Origin of the sequence: Pseudomonas sp. SJZ077, from assembly GCF_007993905.1 — a bacterium.
In the GTDB taxonomy this organism is placed as follows: Bacteria; Pseudomonadota; Gammaproteobacteria; order Pseudomonadales; family Pseudomonadaceae; genus Aquipseudomonas; species Aquipseudomonas mandelii.
This window is the reverse complement of sequence record NZ_VIUJ01000034.1, coordinates 1-13,964: the sequence shown is the minus strand read 5'-3', so window position 1 is coordinate 13,964 and position 13,964 is coordinate 1. Positions and strand designations below refer to the sequence as shown.

Annotated in this window: 15 protein-coding genes and 1 other RNA gene; 6 read left to right on the top strand and 10 right to left on the bottom strand. The window is 57.8% G+C overall.

Translation table 11 applies throughout. The annotated features are described in order from the left end of the window. Positions 1–233: 233 nt before the first annotated feature. Positions 234–587: RNase P RNA component class A (rnpB, locus tag FBY01_RS30575), an RNA gene on the bottom strand. A 76-nt stretch (positions 588–663) separates the two neighbouring features. Beyond that, a complete protein-coding gene (gene rsmI / locus FBY01_RS30570) occupies positions 664–1,569 on the bottom strand; it encodes a 16S rRNA (cytidine(1402)-2'-O)-methyltransferase (RefSeq protein WP_167362276.1) in 906 nt (301 codons plus the stop codon). A 175-nt stretch (positions 1,570–1,744) separates the two neighbouring features. On the opposite strand from rsmI, the gene FBY01_RS30565 reads away from it, so the two are divergent. The 4 genes from FBY01_RS30565 to FBY01_RS30550 all read left to right on the top strand — a co-directional run bounded on the left by FBY01_RS30565 (position 1,745) and on the right by FBY01_RS30550 (position 5,191). Continuing rightward, a complete protein-coding gene (locus FBY01_RS30565) occupies positions 1,745–3,556 on the top strand; it encodes a penicillin-binding protein activator (RefSeq protein ID WP_077748995.1) in 1,812 nt (603 codons plus the stop codon). Next, positions 3,556–3,918, top strand: a complete 363-nt coding sequence (locus tag FBY01_RS30560) for a YraN family protein (RefSeq protein ID WP_007904371.1) — start codon at positions 3,556–3,558, stop codon at positions 3,916–3,918. Before FBY01_RS30565 ends, FBY01_RS30560 begins: the two co-directional genes overlap by 1 nt. A 104-nt stretch (positions 3,919–4,022) precedes the next feature. Beyond that, the gene (locus FBY01_RS30555; protein ID WP_008025961.1) at positions 4,023–4,616 is read left to right on the top strand and encodes a phosphoheptose isomerase; all 594 of its coding nucleotides are present in this window, start codon (positions 4,023–4,025) and stop codon (positions 4,614–4,616) included. After that, positions 4,613–5,191 carry a BON domain-containing protein gene (locus FBY01_RS30550; RefSeq protein WP_010458144.1) on the top strand — a complete coding sequence of 193 codons (579 nt, stop codon included), beginning with the start codon at positions 4,613–4,615 and terminating at the stop codon, positions 5,189–5,191. The genes FBY01_RS30555 and FBY01_RS30550 overlap by 4 nt, the downstream gene beginning before the upstream one ends. Positions 5,192–5,290: 99 nt before the next feature. Here the strand turns inward: FBY01_RS30550 and FBY01_RS30545 are convergent, their stop codons facing one another. The 7 genes from FBY01_RS30545 to rplM all read right to left on the bottom strand — a co-directional run bounded on the left by FBY01_RS30545 (position 5,291) and on the right by rplM (position 10,178). Then, on the bottom strand, positions 5,291–5,704 hold the full coding sequence (locus FBY01_RS30545; protein ID WP_010458147.1) for a ClpXP protease specificity-enhancing factor: 414 nt from the start codon (positions 5,702–5,704) through the stop codon (positions 5,291–5,293). Positions 5,705–5,720: 16 nt separating this feature from the next. Beyond that, on the bottom strand, positions 5,721–6,338 hold the full coding sequence (locus tag FBY01_RS30540) for a glutathione S-transferase N-terminal domain-containing protein (protein ID WP_007905304.1): 618 nt from the start codon (positions 6,336–6,338) through the stop codon (positions 5,721–5,723). A gap of 150 nt (positions 6,339–6,488) precedes the next feature. Further along, the gene (locus FBY01_RS30535) at positions 6,489–7,271 is read right to left on the bottom strand and encodes a cytochrome c1 (protein ID WP_010458152.1); all 783 of its coding nucleotides are present in this window, start codon (positions 7,269–7,271) and stop codon (positions 6,489–6,491) included. Next, positions 7,271–8,482 carry a cytochrome bc complex cytochrome b subunit gene (locus tag FBY01_RS30530; RefSeq protein WP_083375773.1) on the bottom strand — a complete coding sequence of 404 codons (1,212 nt, stop codon included), beginning with the start codon at positions 8,480–8,482 and terminating at the stop codon, positions 7,271–7,273. Before FBY01_RS30530 ends, FBY01_RS30535 begins: the two co-directional genes overlap by 1 nt. Next, positions 8,482–9,075: a ubiquinol-cytochrome c reductase iron-sulfur subunit gene (gene petA, locus FBY01_RS30525; protein ID WP_007905300.1), complete on the bottom strand. Its 594-nt coding sequence runs from the start codon at positions 9,073–9,075 to the stop codon at positions 8,482–8,484. The genes FBY01_RS30530 and petA overlap by 1 nt, the downstream gene beginning before the upstream one ends. Before the next feature lie 267 nt (positions 9,076–9,342). Further along, positions 9,343–9,735: a 30S ribosomal protein S9 gene (gene rpsI / locus FBY01_RS30520; RefSeq protein WP_002555064.1), complete on the bottom strand. Its 393-nt coding sequence runs from the start codon at positions 9,733–9,735 to the stop codon at positions 9,343–9,345. Between the two features lie 14 nt (positions 9,736–9,749). Beyond that, positions 9,750–10,178: a 50S ribosomal protein L13 gene (rplM, locus tag FBY01_RS30515; protein WP_007905295.1), complete on the bottom strand. Its 429-nt coding sequence runs from the start codon at positions 10,176–10,178 to the stop codon at positions 9,750–9,752. Positions 10,179–10,423: 245 nt separating this feature from the next. Here rplM and FBY01_RS30510 point away from each other — a divergent pair, with 245 nt between their 5' ends. Then, entirely contained in the window at positions 10,424–11,464 is a 1,041-nt protein-coding gene (locus tag FBY01_RS30510) for an NADP(H)-dependent aldo-keto reductase (protein ID WP_010458157.1), read from the top strand. A gap of 103 nt (positions 11,465–11,567) precedes the next feature. Here the strand turns inward: FBY01_RS30510 and FBY01_RS30505 are convergent, their stop codons facing one another. After that, positions 11,568–12,704 carry an acyl-CoA dehydrogenase family protein gene (locus FBY01_RS30505; RefSeq protein ID WP_010458159.1) on the bottom strand — a complete coding sequence of 379 codons (1,137 nt, stop codon included), beginning with the start codon at positions 12,702–12,704 and terminating at the stop codon, positions 11,568–11,570. Positions 12,705–12,949: 245 nt separating this feature from the next. On the opposite strand from FBY01_RS30505, the gene FBY01_RS30500 reads away from it, so the two are divergent. After that, positions 12,950–13,846, top strand: a complete 897-nt coding sequence (locus FBY01_RS30500) for a GlxA family transcriptional regulator (RefSeq protein ID WP_169857917.1) — start codon at positions 12,950–12,952, stop codon at positions 13,844–13,846. Positions 13,847–13,964 lie beyond the last annotated feature (118 nt).

Genomic DNA, 13,964 nt, shown 5'->3' with positions numbered 1-13,964 from the left:
AGCCTTACAGAACTGAGATTTAGGAGGGTAAACGGAGGGGTAACGACAATCTGACGGCTGAATTTGCCCAATAACTTGAATCAGCACAGAAGGCTGCGTTCGAAAGTTAAAGTAGTTTGTTAAGAGTAAGATTTTTTCGGTATTACGAAAGTGTTCTGGCAACGATTCTGGAAGGAGGGAAAATGCTACTACCAGCGCCCTGCTTAAATGATTAAAGCAGGGAGGAGAAAAAGGTGGAGAGTCGATCTGTAAGCCGGGTTCTGTCTTGAACAGTCATTCGTCTACGATGGCCATCACTGGACATCTTTAGCAACCTACCCGGTCCCAGCGCGGGCCACGCCTTGGGACCCTATTTGGTCTTGCTCCAAGTGGGGTTTACCTAGCCACGAACTGTTGCCAGACGTGCGGTGCGCTCTTACCGCACCTTTTCACCCTTACCGGCGCCGAAGCGCTTAGGCGGTTATTTTCTGTGGCACTTTCCGTAGGCTCACGCCTCCCAGGCATTACCTGGCACTTCGCCCTATGGAGCCCGGACTTTCCTCCCCCCCCTAATTTTCATAGAGGGCAGCGACTGTCCAATCGACTCTCCGCCGCGAAGGTTAACGGCAGAGCGGCCGAAGAACAAGCGCTAAACGCCTTCGGCTGCTCCTGCGCGTCGGGTTTTTACTCGCCCTTCTGTTTATCCAGCGCCACCTGATAGAGCACATTCTTGCGCTCACCGGTAATTTGCGCCGCCAATGCCGCAGCACGTTTGAGCGGCATCTCTTCAAGCAACAGATTGAGGATGCGCATGGCCTCACTGCTGACCGCGTCCTCGGTCTCGGGCACAGACCAGCCTGCCACCAACACCACACACTCACCACGCTGCTGATTGCTGTCCGACTCGACGAACTCACGCAGCTCGGCCAGCGGCAGGCCTTTGAGGGTTTCGAAGGTTTTGGTGATTTCACGGGCCAACAACGCCGGACGTTCAGGACCGAACACCAGCTCCATGTCTTGCAGGCACTCAAGGATGCGATGCGGCGCCTCATAAAAAATCAGTGTGCGCGGCTCTTCCTTGACCAGTTCAAGACGAGCACGACGACCAACGGCCTTGGCCGGCAGGAAGCCTTCGAAAATGAAACGGTCCGACGGCAGCCCCGCCGCCGACAATGCCGCGATCAATGCACAGGCACCCGGAACCGGCACCACATTGATCCCGGCGGCACGAGCCTGACGCACCAGGTGATAACCCGGATCGGAAATCAGCGGCGTGCCAGCATCGGAGATCAGCGCCACATCATCCCCCGCCAGCAATCGCGTGATAAAGCGGCTACCCTCGTCGCGCTCGTTGTGCTCATGGCACGCGGCCAGCGGCGTGGGAATGCCGAAATGCTGCATCAGGCGCTGTGAGTGACGGGTGTCTTCGGCGGCAATCAACGCGACGTCGCGCAGGATCTTCAGCGCACGTGCACTGATGTCGTCCAGGTTGCCGATGGGCGTCGCCACCACATAAAGCGAGCCAGCAGCGGAATTCAAAGCACCTGGAGCAGTCAAAGCGCACACCTCATGATCGGTAAAAGGCGACATTGTAGCGCGTAGCGGCGCTTGCGATCGCCCCGCCCTCCTCGGGTTTTTCAGGCGTTTGTGCAGCGCTGCAACATTTGTACGAGCTAAATTGATCGATTCACGCCAGTAACATCGCGCCCCGGCCAGTGCTTGGGTACAATTCCACGCTAATTTGATCGAGTATCAGGAACACTACATGATCGCTTGCCTGCGGCTGTTCACTGCCCTCTGCCTCGCTGCCTTGCTGGCGGCTTGCGCCAGCTCGCCCTCCTCCAGCCTTGGCGAACTTCCACGGACCCCTGACGCCAGTATCGAGCAGCTGCTCGAACAGGCCGCTCAAAGCAAGGACCCGGAAAAAGCTGCGTTGCTGCGCCTGAGCGCGGCCGACCTGGCCTATCGTCAGGGCAATGCCGGCCAGTCCGCGCAAATCCTGCAACAGGTTCCGGTGGAACAACTCAAGCCAGGCCAACAGGTCTTCGCCAGCACCCTGGCGGCTGAACTGGCCATGGCGCGCAATCAGCCCAAGGCAGCGTTGACTGCCTTGAGCCATCCGAGCCTGCAACGCCTGAGCGAATTGCCGGTCGAGCAACAGGTTCGCACCGGCACTGTCCATGCTCGCGCCCTTGAGGCCGACGGACAGACGCTGGCCGCCGCACGGGAGCGCATTTTCATCGCACCCATGCTCGAAGGTGAAGCCGCCGCCAAAAACCACGAAGCGATCTGGACCCTGATCGCCTCGCTGCCAACCGATCAACTGCAGCCCACCACCAATGATGACCTCGGCGGCTGGATGGGCCTGGCACTGGCGGTGAAAACCGCCGGAACCCTGGAACAGCAGCAAGCCGCGATTGACAACTGGCGCGCCCAGAACCCTAAGCACCCGGCTGCCATTCAGTTGCCTCTGCCACTGACCAAGCTCAAGGAACTGGCCAGCCAGCCCCTGAGCAAGATCGCCCTGCTGCTGCCGCAAGACGGCCCGCTGGCGTCGGTCGGCAAAGCACTGCGCGAAGGCTTCATGGCTGCTCACTACCAGGCTCAACAAGCCGGGCAGAAGCCGCCTGCCATTGAGTTCTATGACAGCTCGAAACTGACTTCGATGGACGAGTTCTATCGCAAGGCCCAGGCCGATGGCGTGCAACTGGTGGTCGGTCCGCTGGAAAAACCACTGGTCAAACAGCTTAGTGCTCGCCCGCAACTGCCGATCACCACCCTGGCGCTGAACTACAGCGAAGGTGAACAAGGTCCGGCCCAGCTGTTCCAGTTTGGTCTGGCCGCTGAAGACGAAGCCCGTGAAGTGTCTCGTCGTGCTCGCGCCGACGGCCTGCATCGCGCCGCCATCATGGTGCCGAAAGGCGAATGGGGCGATCGCGTGTTGCGCGCATTCAGCCAGGACTGGCAAGCCAACGGCGGCAGCATTGTCGCGACCGAGCGCGTTGACCAACCGGTTCAACTGGCCCAGCAGATTGCCGACATGTTCCAGCTGCGCCAGAGCGAAGGTCGCGCCAAGAGCCTGCAAAGCACCGTCGGCTCGCAGATAGCAGCCCAGCCTTCGCGCCGTCAGGACATCGAGTTCATCTTCCTGGCTGCGACTCCGCAACAGGCCCAGCAGATCAAACCGACCTTGAACTTCCAGTACGCGGGCGATGTGCCGGTTTACGCCACCTCCCACGTGTTCAGTGCCAGCGGCGACGTGAACCAGTACAACGACATGAACGGCATCCGCTTCTGCGAAACCCCATGGTTGCTGGACGCCAATGATCCGCTGCGCAAACAGGTCACCGCACAATGGCCGCAAGCCGCCGGCAGCCTCGGCCGCCTCTACGCAATGGGCGTTGACGCCTATCGCCTGGCACCGCGACTGGGGCAACTCAAGGCACTGCCGGACAGCCGTATTGAAGGTCAGTCGGGCAGCCTGGGCATGACTCAAAACCAGCGCGTGGTGCGCCAGTTGCCTTGGGCACAGTTCGTCAGCGGTCAGGTTCAACGCCTGCCGGATACCTCACGCTGATGCCTGACAGGTCACGCCAGCAAAGCGGTAAAGATGCCGAGCGCCATGCGCTCGAGCATCTTCAACAGCAAGGTCTGCGCCTGCTGGCGCAGAACTGGTTGTGTAAACGCGGCGAGCTTGATCTGGTCATGCTTGATGGCGATACAGTAGTATTCGTTGAAGTCCGCTATAGAAAAAACACCCAGTGGGGTGGAGCGCTCGACAGCATCGATGGGCGCAAACGGCAGAAACTGATTTTCGCCGCGCAGTATTTTCTTCAGCGCGAGTCGCGTTGGGCCAATTCCCCCTGCCGCTTCGACGTGGTTGCCATCGACAGCAACCTCGATCAGTTGAACTGGTTGCAGAATGCCTTCGATAGCTGATCGCCTGCGCCCCGAAGCGCACACCTTTACCCAACACTTTTGCTCTTTGCTTTGCGGGCTGCACATTCATGTGCCGAGTAGCCGCGCTAATTAAGGTCACACAGATGGACATGCAATCCCGAATTCGCCAGCTTTTTCAGGCCAGTATCGACACCAAGCAAATGGCGATGGACGTACTTGCACCGCACATCGAGCAAGCCAGCCAGGTAATGGTCAACGCCCTGCTCAATGAGGGCAAAATGCTTTCCTGCGGCAACGGCGGCTCCGCCGGTGATGCCCAGCACTTTTCGTCCGAGCTGCTCAACCGCTTCGAGCGCGAACGTCCGAGCCTGCCCGCCATTGCGCTGACCACCGACAGCTCGACGATCACCTCGATCGCCAATGACTACAGCTACAACGAAATTTTCTCCAAACAGATCCGCGCGCTGGGCCAACCGGGTGACGTATTGCTGGCGATTTCCACCAGCGGTAACTCGGCGAACATTATTCAAGCGATCCAGGCCGCACATGATCGCGAAATGATTGTCGTAGCATTGACTGGTCGCGATGGCGGCGGCATGGCGTCGTTGCTATTACCCGAGGACGTCGAGATTCGCGTACCGGCCAACGTCACCGCACGTATTCAGGAAGTCCACCTGCTGGCGATCCATTGCCTTTGCGATTTGATCGACAGCCAACTGTTCGGGAGTGAAGAATGACCCCTAATCGCCTAGGCCTTCTGGCCTTGACCCTGTGCCTCGGCATCAGCGGCTGCACTTCGGTGGTTAAAGCCAGCCGTGAAGCACCCATTGAAGATGACCGCGGTACGCGCACCTTCGGCAGCAAGATCGATGACTCCCTGATCGACACCAAGGTCGGCGTGAACGTCGCCAAGGCCGATCCCGCCCTGGACAACGATTCGCACATCGTCGTCACCAGCTTCAACGGCGTCGTGCTGCTCGCCGGGCAAACACCGACTGCCGAGCTCAAGGCCAAGGCCGAACAGGCTGCCGCCGCGGTCCAGCGCGTGAAGAAGGTGCATAACGAACTGCAGGTCCTGCCGCCCTCCGGTTTCCTTGCCCGTCAGAACGACACCTGGCTGACCTCCAAGATCAAAACCCAGATGCTCACCGACCCGAACATCCCGGGTTCGCGCATCAAGGTCGTCACCGAGAACGGCATCGTTTATCTGCTGGGCCTGCTGACCAAGCAGGAAGCGGCGCAGGCTACCAATCTGGTGCAAAGCGTTTCTGGCGTGCAGAAGATTGTGAAGTTGTTTGAGTACATTGACTGATATGGCTTATCGGCGATGGTGCTCTTAAAGACGCCTTCGCCGGCAAGCCTGGCGCCTACATGAAGTAAAAAAGGGTGATCCTTGCGGATCACCCTTTTTTTATTTCACCACTTTCAAACTGGGTCGACCGCTGGGACGCGGTGGTTCGCTGTCGGGCGGCGGAATGTCATCATCCGGCTCGATATCTTCCACGTCTTCCATAGGCGATTCCAGATCGAACACCATACCCTGGCCATTCTCCCGGGCGTAAATGCCCAGGATCGATGCGATAGGCACGTACAGAGTGTGCGGCACGCCACCGAAGCGCCCTTCGAAGCTGACCGCCTCGTTGTCCATGTGCAGATGACGCACGGCAGCCGGTGATACATTCAGGACAATCTGTCCGTCACTGGCAAAACCCTGAGGCACCTGCACCGATGGATACTCGGAATTGACCAGCATGTGCGGGGTGCAATCGTTGTCCACAATCCACTCATAGAGCGCGCGGACCAGATAAGGTCGACTGGAGTTCATAGCGGCTCCTTAAGCCTTAGCGCATATCGCGTTCGACACCAGACAGACTCGCCTGGAAAGCCTCACGCGCAAACGAGCGCTCCATGTAATCAAGCAACGGCTTGGCAGGCCGCGGCAGTTCAATACCCAGAATCGGCAAACGCCAGAGTATTGGCAATAGGCAGCAATCCACCAGACTTTGTTCCTCGCTGAGGAAAAACGGCTTGTCGGCAAACAACGGCGACACGCCAGTCAGGCTTTCACGCAACTCTTTACGAGCCACGACGCGGGCGGCTTCCTTGGTCCGCGAATCCAGGATCAGATCCACCAGACCACACCAGTCACGCTGAATACGATGGATCAGCAGACGGCTGTTGGCACGCGCCACAGGATAAACCGGCAGCAAGGGCGGGTGCGGGTAACGCTCATCCAGATATTCCATCACCACGGTCGACTCCCACAACGCCAGGTCACGATCGACCAGGGTGGGCAGACTTCCGTAAGGGTTCACTTCAATCAGTTTAGGCGGCTGGCGACCAGCTTCCACGTAAATGATCTCTGCGCTGACACCCTTCTCTGCAAGTACGATGCGCACTCGGTGGGAATAGTGGTCGGCGGGGTCGGAGTAACAGGCCAACCGATTGGTCACGCCCATGGCGGTCCTCCTCGCTTGTTGAAATTATCGGAAGCGGAAAAACGCACGCGCCCAGAGGACGCCTCCCGTAACGTCTGGCTTGCCAGACTCGTTACACCTTCAGAGACGCCCCTGGGCGCGTGCGATTAACAGCAATTGCTTACAGCTTTATCAATGGACGTCTTTCCAGTATTCACGCTTGAGCAAGTAAGCGAATACGAAGAAGAACGCCAGGTACAGCAACACATAGGTACCGATGCGCTGATGCTCCAGCTTAACCGGGTTAGCCGAGTAAGCGAGGAAGGTTACCAGATTCTTGACCTTCTCATCGAACTGCTGTTCGGTCAGAGCACCGCTCTTCGGCACGATGGTCAGCTGATCGCACGCTTCATGTGTCAGCGCGTTACCGGTCAGCGGATCATATTGCTTCTTGCCGTCTTCGACGATCGGAACCTGCTTGCAACCGACAACCTGACGACCTTGCAGGCCAACCAGGACGTTAGGCATACCCACGTTCGGGAAAACCTTGTTGTTCACACCCCAAGGACGCGACGGATCTTCGTAGAAGGACTTCAGGTAACCATAAAGCCAGTCCGTACCACGAACACGCGCTACCAGAGTCAGGTCAGGCGGTGCGGCGCCAAACCAGGTCTTGGCGTCAGCCGGCTGCATGCCGATGCTCATGTGGTCGCCAATCTTGGCGCCAGTGAACACCAGCTTCGAGAGCATCAGGTCATGCGGGATGCCCAGATCATCGGCAACACGCTCGTAGCGCTGGAACTTGGCGCTGTGACAACCCATGCAATAGTTGGCGAACGTACGTGCGCCGTCCTGCATGGCCGCTTTGTCAGAAACGTCGATATCGACCTTTTCCAGTTCAGGAGCACCGGCCGTCGACGCGAAGGACAACACAGGCATGGCAGCAAGAATCAGTACAGCAAATAGCTTTTTCATCAGCCAGTCACCCTTTCCGGAACCGGTTTGGTCTTCTCGAGCCTGGTGTAGAACGGCATCAGAATGAAGTAGGCGAAGTACAGGAAGGTGCATACCTGCGACAGCAGCGTACGACCCGGCGTCGGAGCCAGAACACCCAGAATGCCGAGGATCACGAACGAGACGCAGAACACCACCAGCCAGATTTTGCTCAGCCAGCCTTTGTAGCGCATCGACTTGACGGGGCTGCGATCCAGCCACGGCAGGACGAACAGCACAGCGATGGCCGCGCCCATGGCGATAACGCCCAGGAGCTTGTCCGGAACCGCCCGCAGAATCGCGTAGAACGGTGTGAAGTACCAGACCGGAGCGATGTGCTCAGGGGTCTTGAAGGCGTTCGCCACTTCAAAGTTCGGCTTCTCGAGGAAGTAACCGCCCATTTCCGGGAAGAAGAACACGATCGAGCAGAAGATAAACAGGAACACCACCACGCCGACGATATCTTTCACGGTGTAGTACGGGTGGAAGGCAATGCCGTCCAGCGGTACGCCGTTTTCGTCTTTGTGTTTCTTGATGTCCACACCGTCCGGGTTGTTCGAACCGACTTCGTGCAGCGCCAGGACGTGCAGCACCACCAGACCGAGAATCACGATCGGCAGGGCAACAACGTGCAGGGCGAAGAAGCGGTTCAGGGTAATACCGGAAATCAGGTAGTCACCACGGATCCACTGGGTCAGGTCGTTGCCGATGACCGGGATCGCACCGAACAGCGAGATGATCACCTGGGCGCCCCAGTAGGACATCTGGCCCCACGGCAGCAGGTAACCCATGAAGGCCTCAGCCATCAGCGCCAGGTAAATCAGCATGCCGAAGACCCACACCAACTCACGCGGCTTCTGGTACGAACCGTAGAGCAAGCCACGGAACATGTGCAGATAAACCACGATAAAGAACATCGAAGCGCCGACGGCATGCAACATACGCAGGATCGAGCCGTACTCGACGTCGCGCATGATGTATTCAACGGAAGCAAACGCTTCTTCCGCCGATGGCGTGTAGCTCATGGTCAACCAGACACCGGTAACGATCTGGTTGACCAGAACGAGCAGCGCCAGGGAGCCAAAGAAATAGAAGAAGTTGAAGTTCTTCGGGGCGTAGTACTTGCTGAGGTGGTCTTCCCACATTTTGGTCGCGGGAAAGCGTGCATCAACCCAATCCATGAACTTGCTCATCACGCTTTCTCCGTATCGACGCCAATGACAATGATGTCATCGGTCTCATAGGAATGCGGGGGAACTGGCAGGTTCAAAGGCGCAGGTTGCGACTTGTAGACGCGGCCAGCCAGATCGTAGTGGGAACCGTGGCAAGGGCAGAAATAACCACCCACCCAGTCCTTGCCCAGATCCGCAGGTGCCACTTCTGGACGGAAGGTCGGCGAGCAACCCAGGTGCGTGCAGATACCGATCAGCAGCAGAACTTCTGGCTTGATCGAACGCGTTTCCGGGTCGACATAGGTCGGTTGTGTCGAGTTCTTGGAGGTCGGGTCAGACAGCTGGCCCTCGATCTTTTTCAGATTCCCCAGGATTTCCTCGGTACGGCGGACAATGAACACCGGCTGACCGCGCCACTCAGCAATCATCTGCTGACCTGGTTCGATTTTGCTGACATTCACTTTCACCGGTGCACCTGCGGCTTTCGCCTTGGCACTGGGAAACCATGACCCCACGAACGGGACCGCAGCCCCCACCGCTCCTGCAGCACCCACCACGGATGTGGCTGCTACCAAGAAGCGACGCCGGCCTGCATTCACGCCGTCATTGCTCATTCAGTCCTCTCCCATCAGCTTTGTGGCCTGTTAAATCAGGCGTCTACTAAGTAAAAATCTGAACTTATAAAAATTTTGCCGAATGGTAATGAAAAGCCCCAATTCTGACAAGGTAATTACCGAGGGGCTTCACTGCCAAGCCTTGCAGTATAGGGCTTCTACGGCTGTGGCAAGTTGTCACAGCGCAATTCTTTGATAAATCGCGCCCATAAAAAAACGCCCAGCTTCGCGAGGAAACTGGGCGTTCTTTTTGAACGCGAAAGCGAATTAACGCTTCGAGTACTGCGGACGCTTACGCGCTTTACGCAGACCAACTTTCTTACGTTCAACTTCACGAGCATCGCGAGTAACGAAGCCAGCTTTGCGCAGAGCGCCACGCAGGGTTTCGTCGTACTGCATCAGAGCGCGAGTGATACCGTGGCGGATTGCGCCAGCTTGACCACTTACACCGCCACCGATAACGGTGACGTAGATGTCGAACTTTTCAACTGTCTCGGTCAATTCCAGCGGCTGACGAACTACCATGCGGGCAGTTTCGCGACCGAAGAAATTATCCAGGGAGCGGTTGTTGATCGAGATGTTACCAGTACCCGGACGCAGGAAAACGCGTGCGGTTGCGGTCTTGCGACGGCCAGTGCCGTAATTTTGAGTCGCCGACATAATGAACTATTCCGTTAAAACTTCAGTTCTTGGGGCTGCTGAGCAGTATGAGGGTGTACAGCGCCCGCATAGACTTTCAGCTTACGATACATGTCGCGACCCAGCGGGTTCTTAGGCAGCATGCCTTTGACCGCGGTCTCGATCACGCGCTCAGGGGCTTTGGCGATCAGCTTTTCAAAGTTGATCGACTTGATGCCGCCCGGGAAACCGGAGTGGGAGTAGTAGATCTTGTCGGTGGTTTTAGCACCGGTTACACGAATCTGCTCGGCATTGATAACGACGATGTAATCGCCGGTGTCAACGTGAGGAGTGTACTCAGCTTTATGCTTGCCACGCAGACGGCTCGCGATTTCGGTGGCCAGACGACCCAGGGTCTGACCTGCAGCGTCGACGACAAACCAGTCGCGCTGTACTGTTTCCGGTTTAGCAGTAAAAGTTTTCATTCTTTATAGCCTCAGGGGCCGCCCTGTAAATTAGACGGCGGATCTTACTGAATAGTGCGTACTTTGACAAGTCAAAGGCAGCCGGATACAGACGCTTTCGGGGGCTCGGGTCGGCGCGTCCGTTCAACGGCAAGATTCTTCGGCGGCGGCGCATCACTTCCACTGCAGAAAGAGGTGCGCAATTATGCAGATTGCGAAAAATAATTCAACCTGCTTTTATGATTGTTTTGCCCAAGGAGCACCCGATGGACTATCGCCAGCTAGGCCGAACCAATCTGAACGTGAGTGCCATCTGCCTCGGAACCATGACCTGGGGCGAGCAAAACACTGAAGCTGAAGCCTTCGCCCAGATCGAACGGGCCAAGAACGCCGGGATCAATTTCATCGACACGGCCGAAATGTACCCGGTGCCGCCGAAGGCCGAAACCTACGCCACTACCGAACGCTACATCGGCAATTACTTCAAAAGTCGCGGTGATCGCTCCGACTGGATCCTCGCCAGCAAAATCGCCGGCCCCGGCAACACCATCGATTACATCCGCGATAAAAACCTGCGACACAACCGCCAGCACATCACTGAAGCCGTGGATGCCAGCCTCAAGCGCCTGCAAACCGACTACATCGACCTCTATCAGCTGCACTGGCCGGAACGCAGCACCAACTTCTTCGGCCAGCTCGGTTACAAACACCAGACCGAAGCCAACCTCACGCCGCTGGAGGACACCCTCGAAGCGCTGGACGAGCAGGTCAAGGCCGGCAAGATCCGCCACATCGGCCTGTCCAACGAAACGCCATGGGGCACCATGCGCTTCCTCGCCCTGGCCGAAGCCCGTGGCTGGCCGCGCGCGGTGTCTATCCAGAACCCGTACAACCTGCTCAACCGCAGCTTCGAAGTCGGCCTGGCGGAAATCGCCATCCGCGAACAGTGCGGCCTGCTCGCCTATTCGCCGCTGGCGTTCGGTTTCCTGTCGGGCAAGTACGAAGGTGGCGCACGTCCACCAAAAGGCCGCCTGAGCCTCTACAGCCGCTTCAGCCGCTATTTCAACCCGCAATCGGAAGCAGCGTGCAGCCGTTATGTCGCACTGGCCCGGGAACACGGCCTGGACCCGGCGCAAATGGCGTTGGCGTTTGTCAATCAGCAGCCGTTTGTGACCAGCAACATCATCGGCGCCACAACCCTGGAGCAACTGGAGAGCAACATCGCCAGTTTCGAGCTGAAACTTTCCGATGAAGTGCTGGCGGGGATTGAGGCGATTCACAAGGATCACCCGAACCCGGCGCCTTGATCGACTCATAGTCCCCATCGCGAAAAGCTCGCTCCCACAGGTTTTGCACAATCCCTGTAGGAGTGAGTCTGATCGCGATGAGGGCCTGACAGTCACCGCAAAATCAAAGCGACCGCGCAATAATCTCCTTCATGATTTCATTGGTCCCCGCATAAATCCGTTGCACCCGCGCATCGGCCCACGCTCGGGCGATCGGGTATTCCCACATGAATCCGTAACCGCCATGCAACTGCACGCATTCGTCGAGCACCTTGCATTGCAGGTCAGTCCCCCAATACTTGGCCATCGCGGCGGTCGGCACATCCAGCTTGCCTTGCAGGTGCAGCTCCAGGCAGCGATCAACGAAGACCCGGCCGATCTGGATTTCAGTCGCCATCTCCGCCAGCTTGAAGCGTGTGTTCTGGAAATCGGCAATCGCCTTGCCGAACGCCTTGCGTTCACGGGTGTAATCGAGCGTCCATTTCAACGCAGCTTCGGCCGACGCCAGCCCGCCAATGGCGACGGTGAGGCGCTCCTGCGGCAACTCCTGCATCAGGTAAGCGAAGCCCATGCCCGCCTGCCCCAACAGATTCTCCTTGGGGACCCGCACGTCCTGGAAGAACAACTCCGACGTGTCCTGAGCCTTCATGCCGACCTTTTCCAGGCGCTTGCCCTTGTCGAAGCCCGGGGTGTTGGCCTCGACCAGAAACAGACTGGTGCCCTTCGCGCCAGCCTTCGGATCGGTCTTGGCCACGACAATCACCAAGTCGGCCAGAAAGCCATTGGTTATAAAGGTCTTGGAGCCGTTGATCACGTACTCGTCGCCATCCAGCACGGCGGTGGTTTTCACCCCTTGCAAGTCGGAACCGGCGCCCGGTTCGGTCATGGCAATCGCGGTAACCATTTCGCCGGACACCAGTTTCGGCAGGTATTTGTGCTTCAGCGCTTCACTGCCGTAATGCAGGATGTACGGCGCCACAATGTCCGAATGCAGAGAAAAACCGATGCCAGTCAGGCCGAGACGACCGACCTCTTCGATCACCACCGTGCTGTAGAGAAAGTCCGCCCCCAGCCCACCGTATTCCTCCGGCAGGTGCGAGCAAAGCATCCCCGCCTCCCCCGCCTTGTTCCAGAGTTTACGGTCGATGTAGCCTTGTTTTTCCCATTGCCCGTGGAACGGCACGGCCTCTTTTTCGAGGAACGTTCGTACGCTGTCGCGAAACAATTCGTGCTCGGAACTGAACAAGGTTCTGGGGATCATGCGGCACCTGTCATTAATTGTTGGAAGAAGTTGACCTTCAGAGACTAAGCCCCGCATCCGATACAGGACACTGGACACATCAGACAAAAAATAAGACGATCCAGCCGTCTGGTGACCACTTTCCCCTATAAGAATAAAGTTGAATTATGTCTAACCAAGTCTCCACGCCCTTGCGGCGCGTCAGCATCCTGGCTATCGACCGGGTTTTCGCTTCCACCCTCATGCAAGCCAAGGATTTCTTTCATCTGGCCAGCCTGCGATACGGCAAACAACTGGGCCAGGGCCTGACACCGGCGTTCGAAACCCGGCTGGTCAGCCCCGACGGCAAACCGGTGAACAGCTTCAGCGATGTGATCATGCCGGTGGACGGCGGCCTGGAAAATGCCGACGTCATTATCCTCCCGGCCTTCTGGGACGATTTCGATACCCTTTGCCAACGTTATCCACAGGTCCTGCCCTGGTTGCGTCAGCAACACGCTCGCGGCGCCGTGCTTTGCGGTGAGGCCACCGGGGTGTTCTGGCTTGCCGAGGCCGGCCTGCTCAACGGCAAGGAGGCGACCACCTATTGGCGCTTCTTCAATGCCTTCGCCGAGCGTTTCCCACAGGTTTATCTCAATCAGGACAAGCACCTGACGGACGCCGACAACCTGTATTGCGCAGGCGGCACCACCTCGGCATGCGACCTCTACATCTACCTGATCGAACGTTTCTGCGGCGCCAACGTCTCCCAGGCCGTGGCCCGGGACATTCTCTACGAAGTGCAGCGCAGCTATTCGCCAGGACGCATCGGCTTCGGCGGACAGAAATTGCACCAGGACGTGATCATCCTGCAGATCCAGCACTGGCTCGAAGAACACTTCGCCGACAAATTCCGCTTCGAAGACGTCGCCCGCGAACACGGCATGAGCATCCGCAACTTCATGCGGCGCTTCCAGACCGCCACCGGCGACAAGCCCCTGCATTACCTGCAACGCCTGCGCATCGAAACCGCCAAGGGTTTGCTGTCGGGCAGCCGCAAGAGCATCAAGACCATCAGCTATGAAGTCGGCTATGACGATGCGAGCTTCTTTGCGCGGCTGTTCCGCCAGCACACCGAGTTGTCGCCGAATCAGTATCGGCAGCAGTTTCAGCAAGCCGCCTAAGCGTCAACCCCACCACAAAATCCACTGTGGGAGATTCTATGGTTGAGGGGAAACCCTCAACTGACCTTTGACTGATATTCGCTTTGCCCTTTCAGCAAGGCGAATGCCACCCGCGCAA

Coding starts and splice junctions, on each gene's coding strand:
- FBY01_RS30545 (WP_010458147.1), bottom strand. CDS start 5,704: ATGAACTCCAGTCGACCTTATCTGGTCCGCGCGCTCTATGAGTGGATT.
- petA (WP_007905300.1), bottom strand. CDS start 9,075: ATGAGCAATGACGGCGTGAATGCAGGCCGGCGTCGCTTCTTGGTAGCA.
- FBY01_RS30550 (WP_010458144.1), top strand. CDS start 4,613: ATGACCCCTAATCGCCTAGGCCTTCTGGCCTTGACCCTGTGCCTCGGC.
- FBY01_RS30530 (WP_083375773.1), bottom strand. CDS start 8,482: ATGAGCAAGTTCATGGATTGGGTTGATGCACGCTTTCCCGCGACCAAA.
- rplM (WP_007905295.1), bottom strand. CDS start 10,178: ATGAAAACTTTTACTGCTAAACCGGAAACAGTACAGCGCGACTGGTTT.
- FBY01_RS30535 (WP_010458152.1), bottom strand. CDS start 7,271: ATGAAAAAGCTATTTGCTGTACTGATTCTTGCTGCCATGCCTGTGTTG.
- FBY01_RS30540 (WP_007905304.1), bottom strand. CDS start 6,338: ATGGGCGTGACCAATCGGTTGGCCTGTTACTCCGACCCCGCCGACCAC.
- FBY01_RS30510 (WP_010458157.1), top strand. CDS start 10,424: ATGGACTATCGCCAGCTAGGCCGAACCAATCTGAACGTGAGTGCCATC.
- FBY01_RS30505 (WP_010458159.1), bottom strand. CDS start 12,704: ATGATCCCCAGAACCTTGTTCAGTTCCGAGCACGAATTGTTTCGCGAC.
- rpsI (WP_002555064.1), bottom strand. CDS start 9,735: ATGTCGGCGACTCAAAATTACGGCACTGGCCGTCGCAAGACCGCAACC.
- FBY01_RS30560 (WP_007904371.1), top strand. CDS start 3,556: ATGCCTGACAGGTCACGCCAGCAAAGCGGTAAAGATGCCGAGCGCCAT.
- FBY01_RS30555 (WP_008025961.1), top strand. CDS start 4,023: ATGGACATGCAATCCCGAATTCGCCAGCTTTTTCAGGCCAGTATCGAC.
- rsmI (WP_167362276.1), bottom strand. CDS start 1,569: ATGTCGCCTTTTACCGATCATGAGGTGTGCGCTTTGACTGCTCCAGGT.
- FBY01_RS30565 (WP_077748995.1), top strand. CDS start 1,745: ATGATCGCTTGCCTGCGGCTGTTCACTGCCCTCTGCCTCGCTGCCTTG.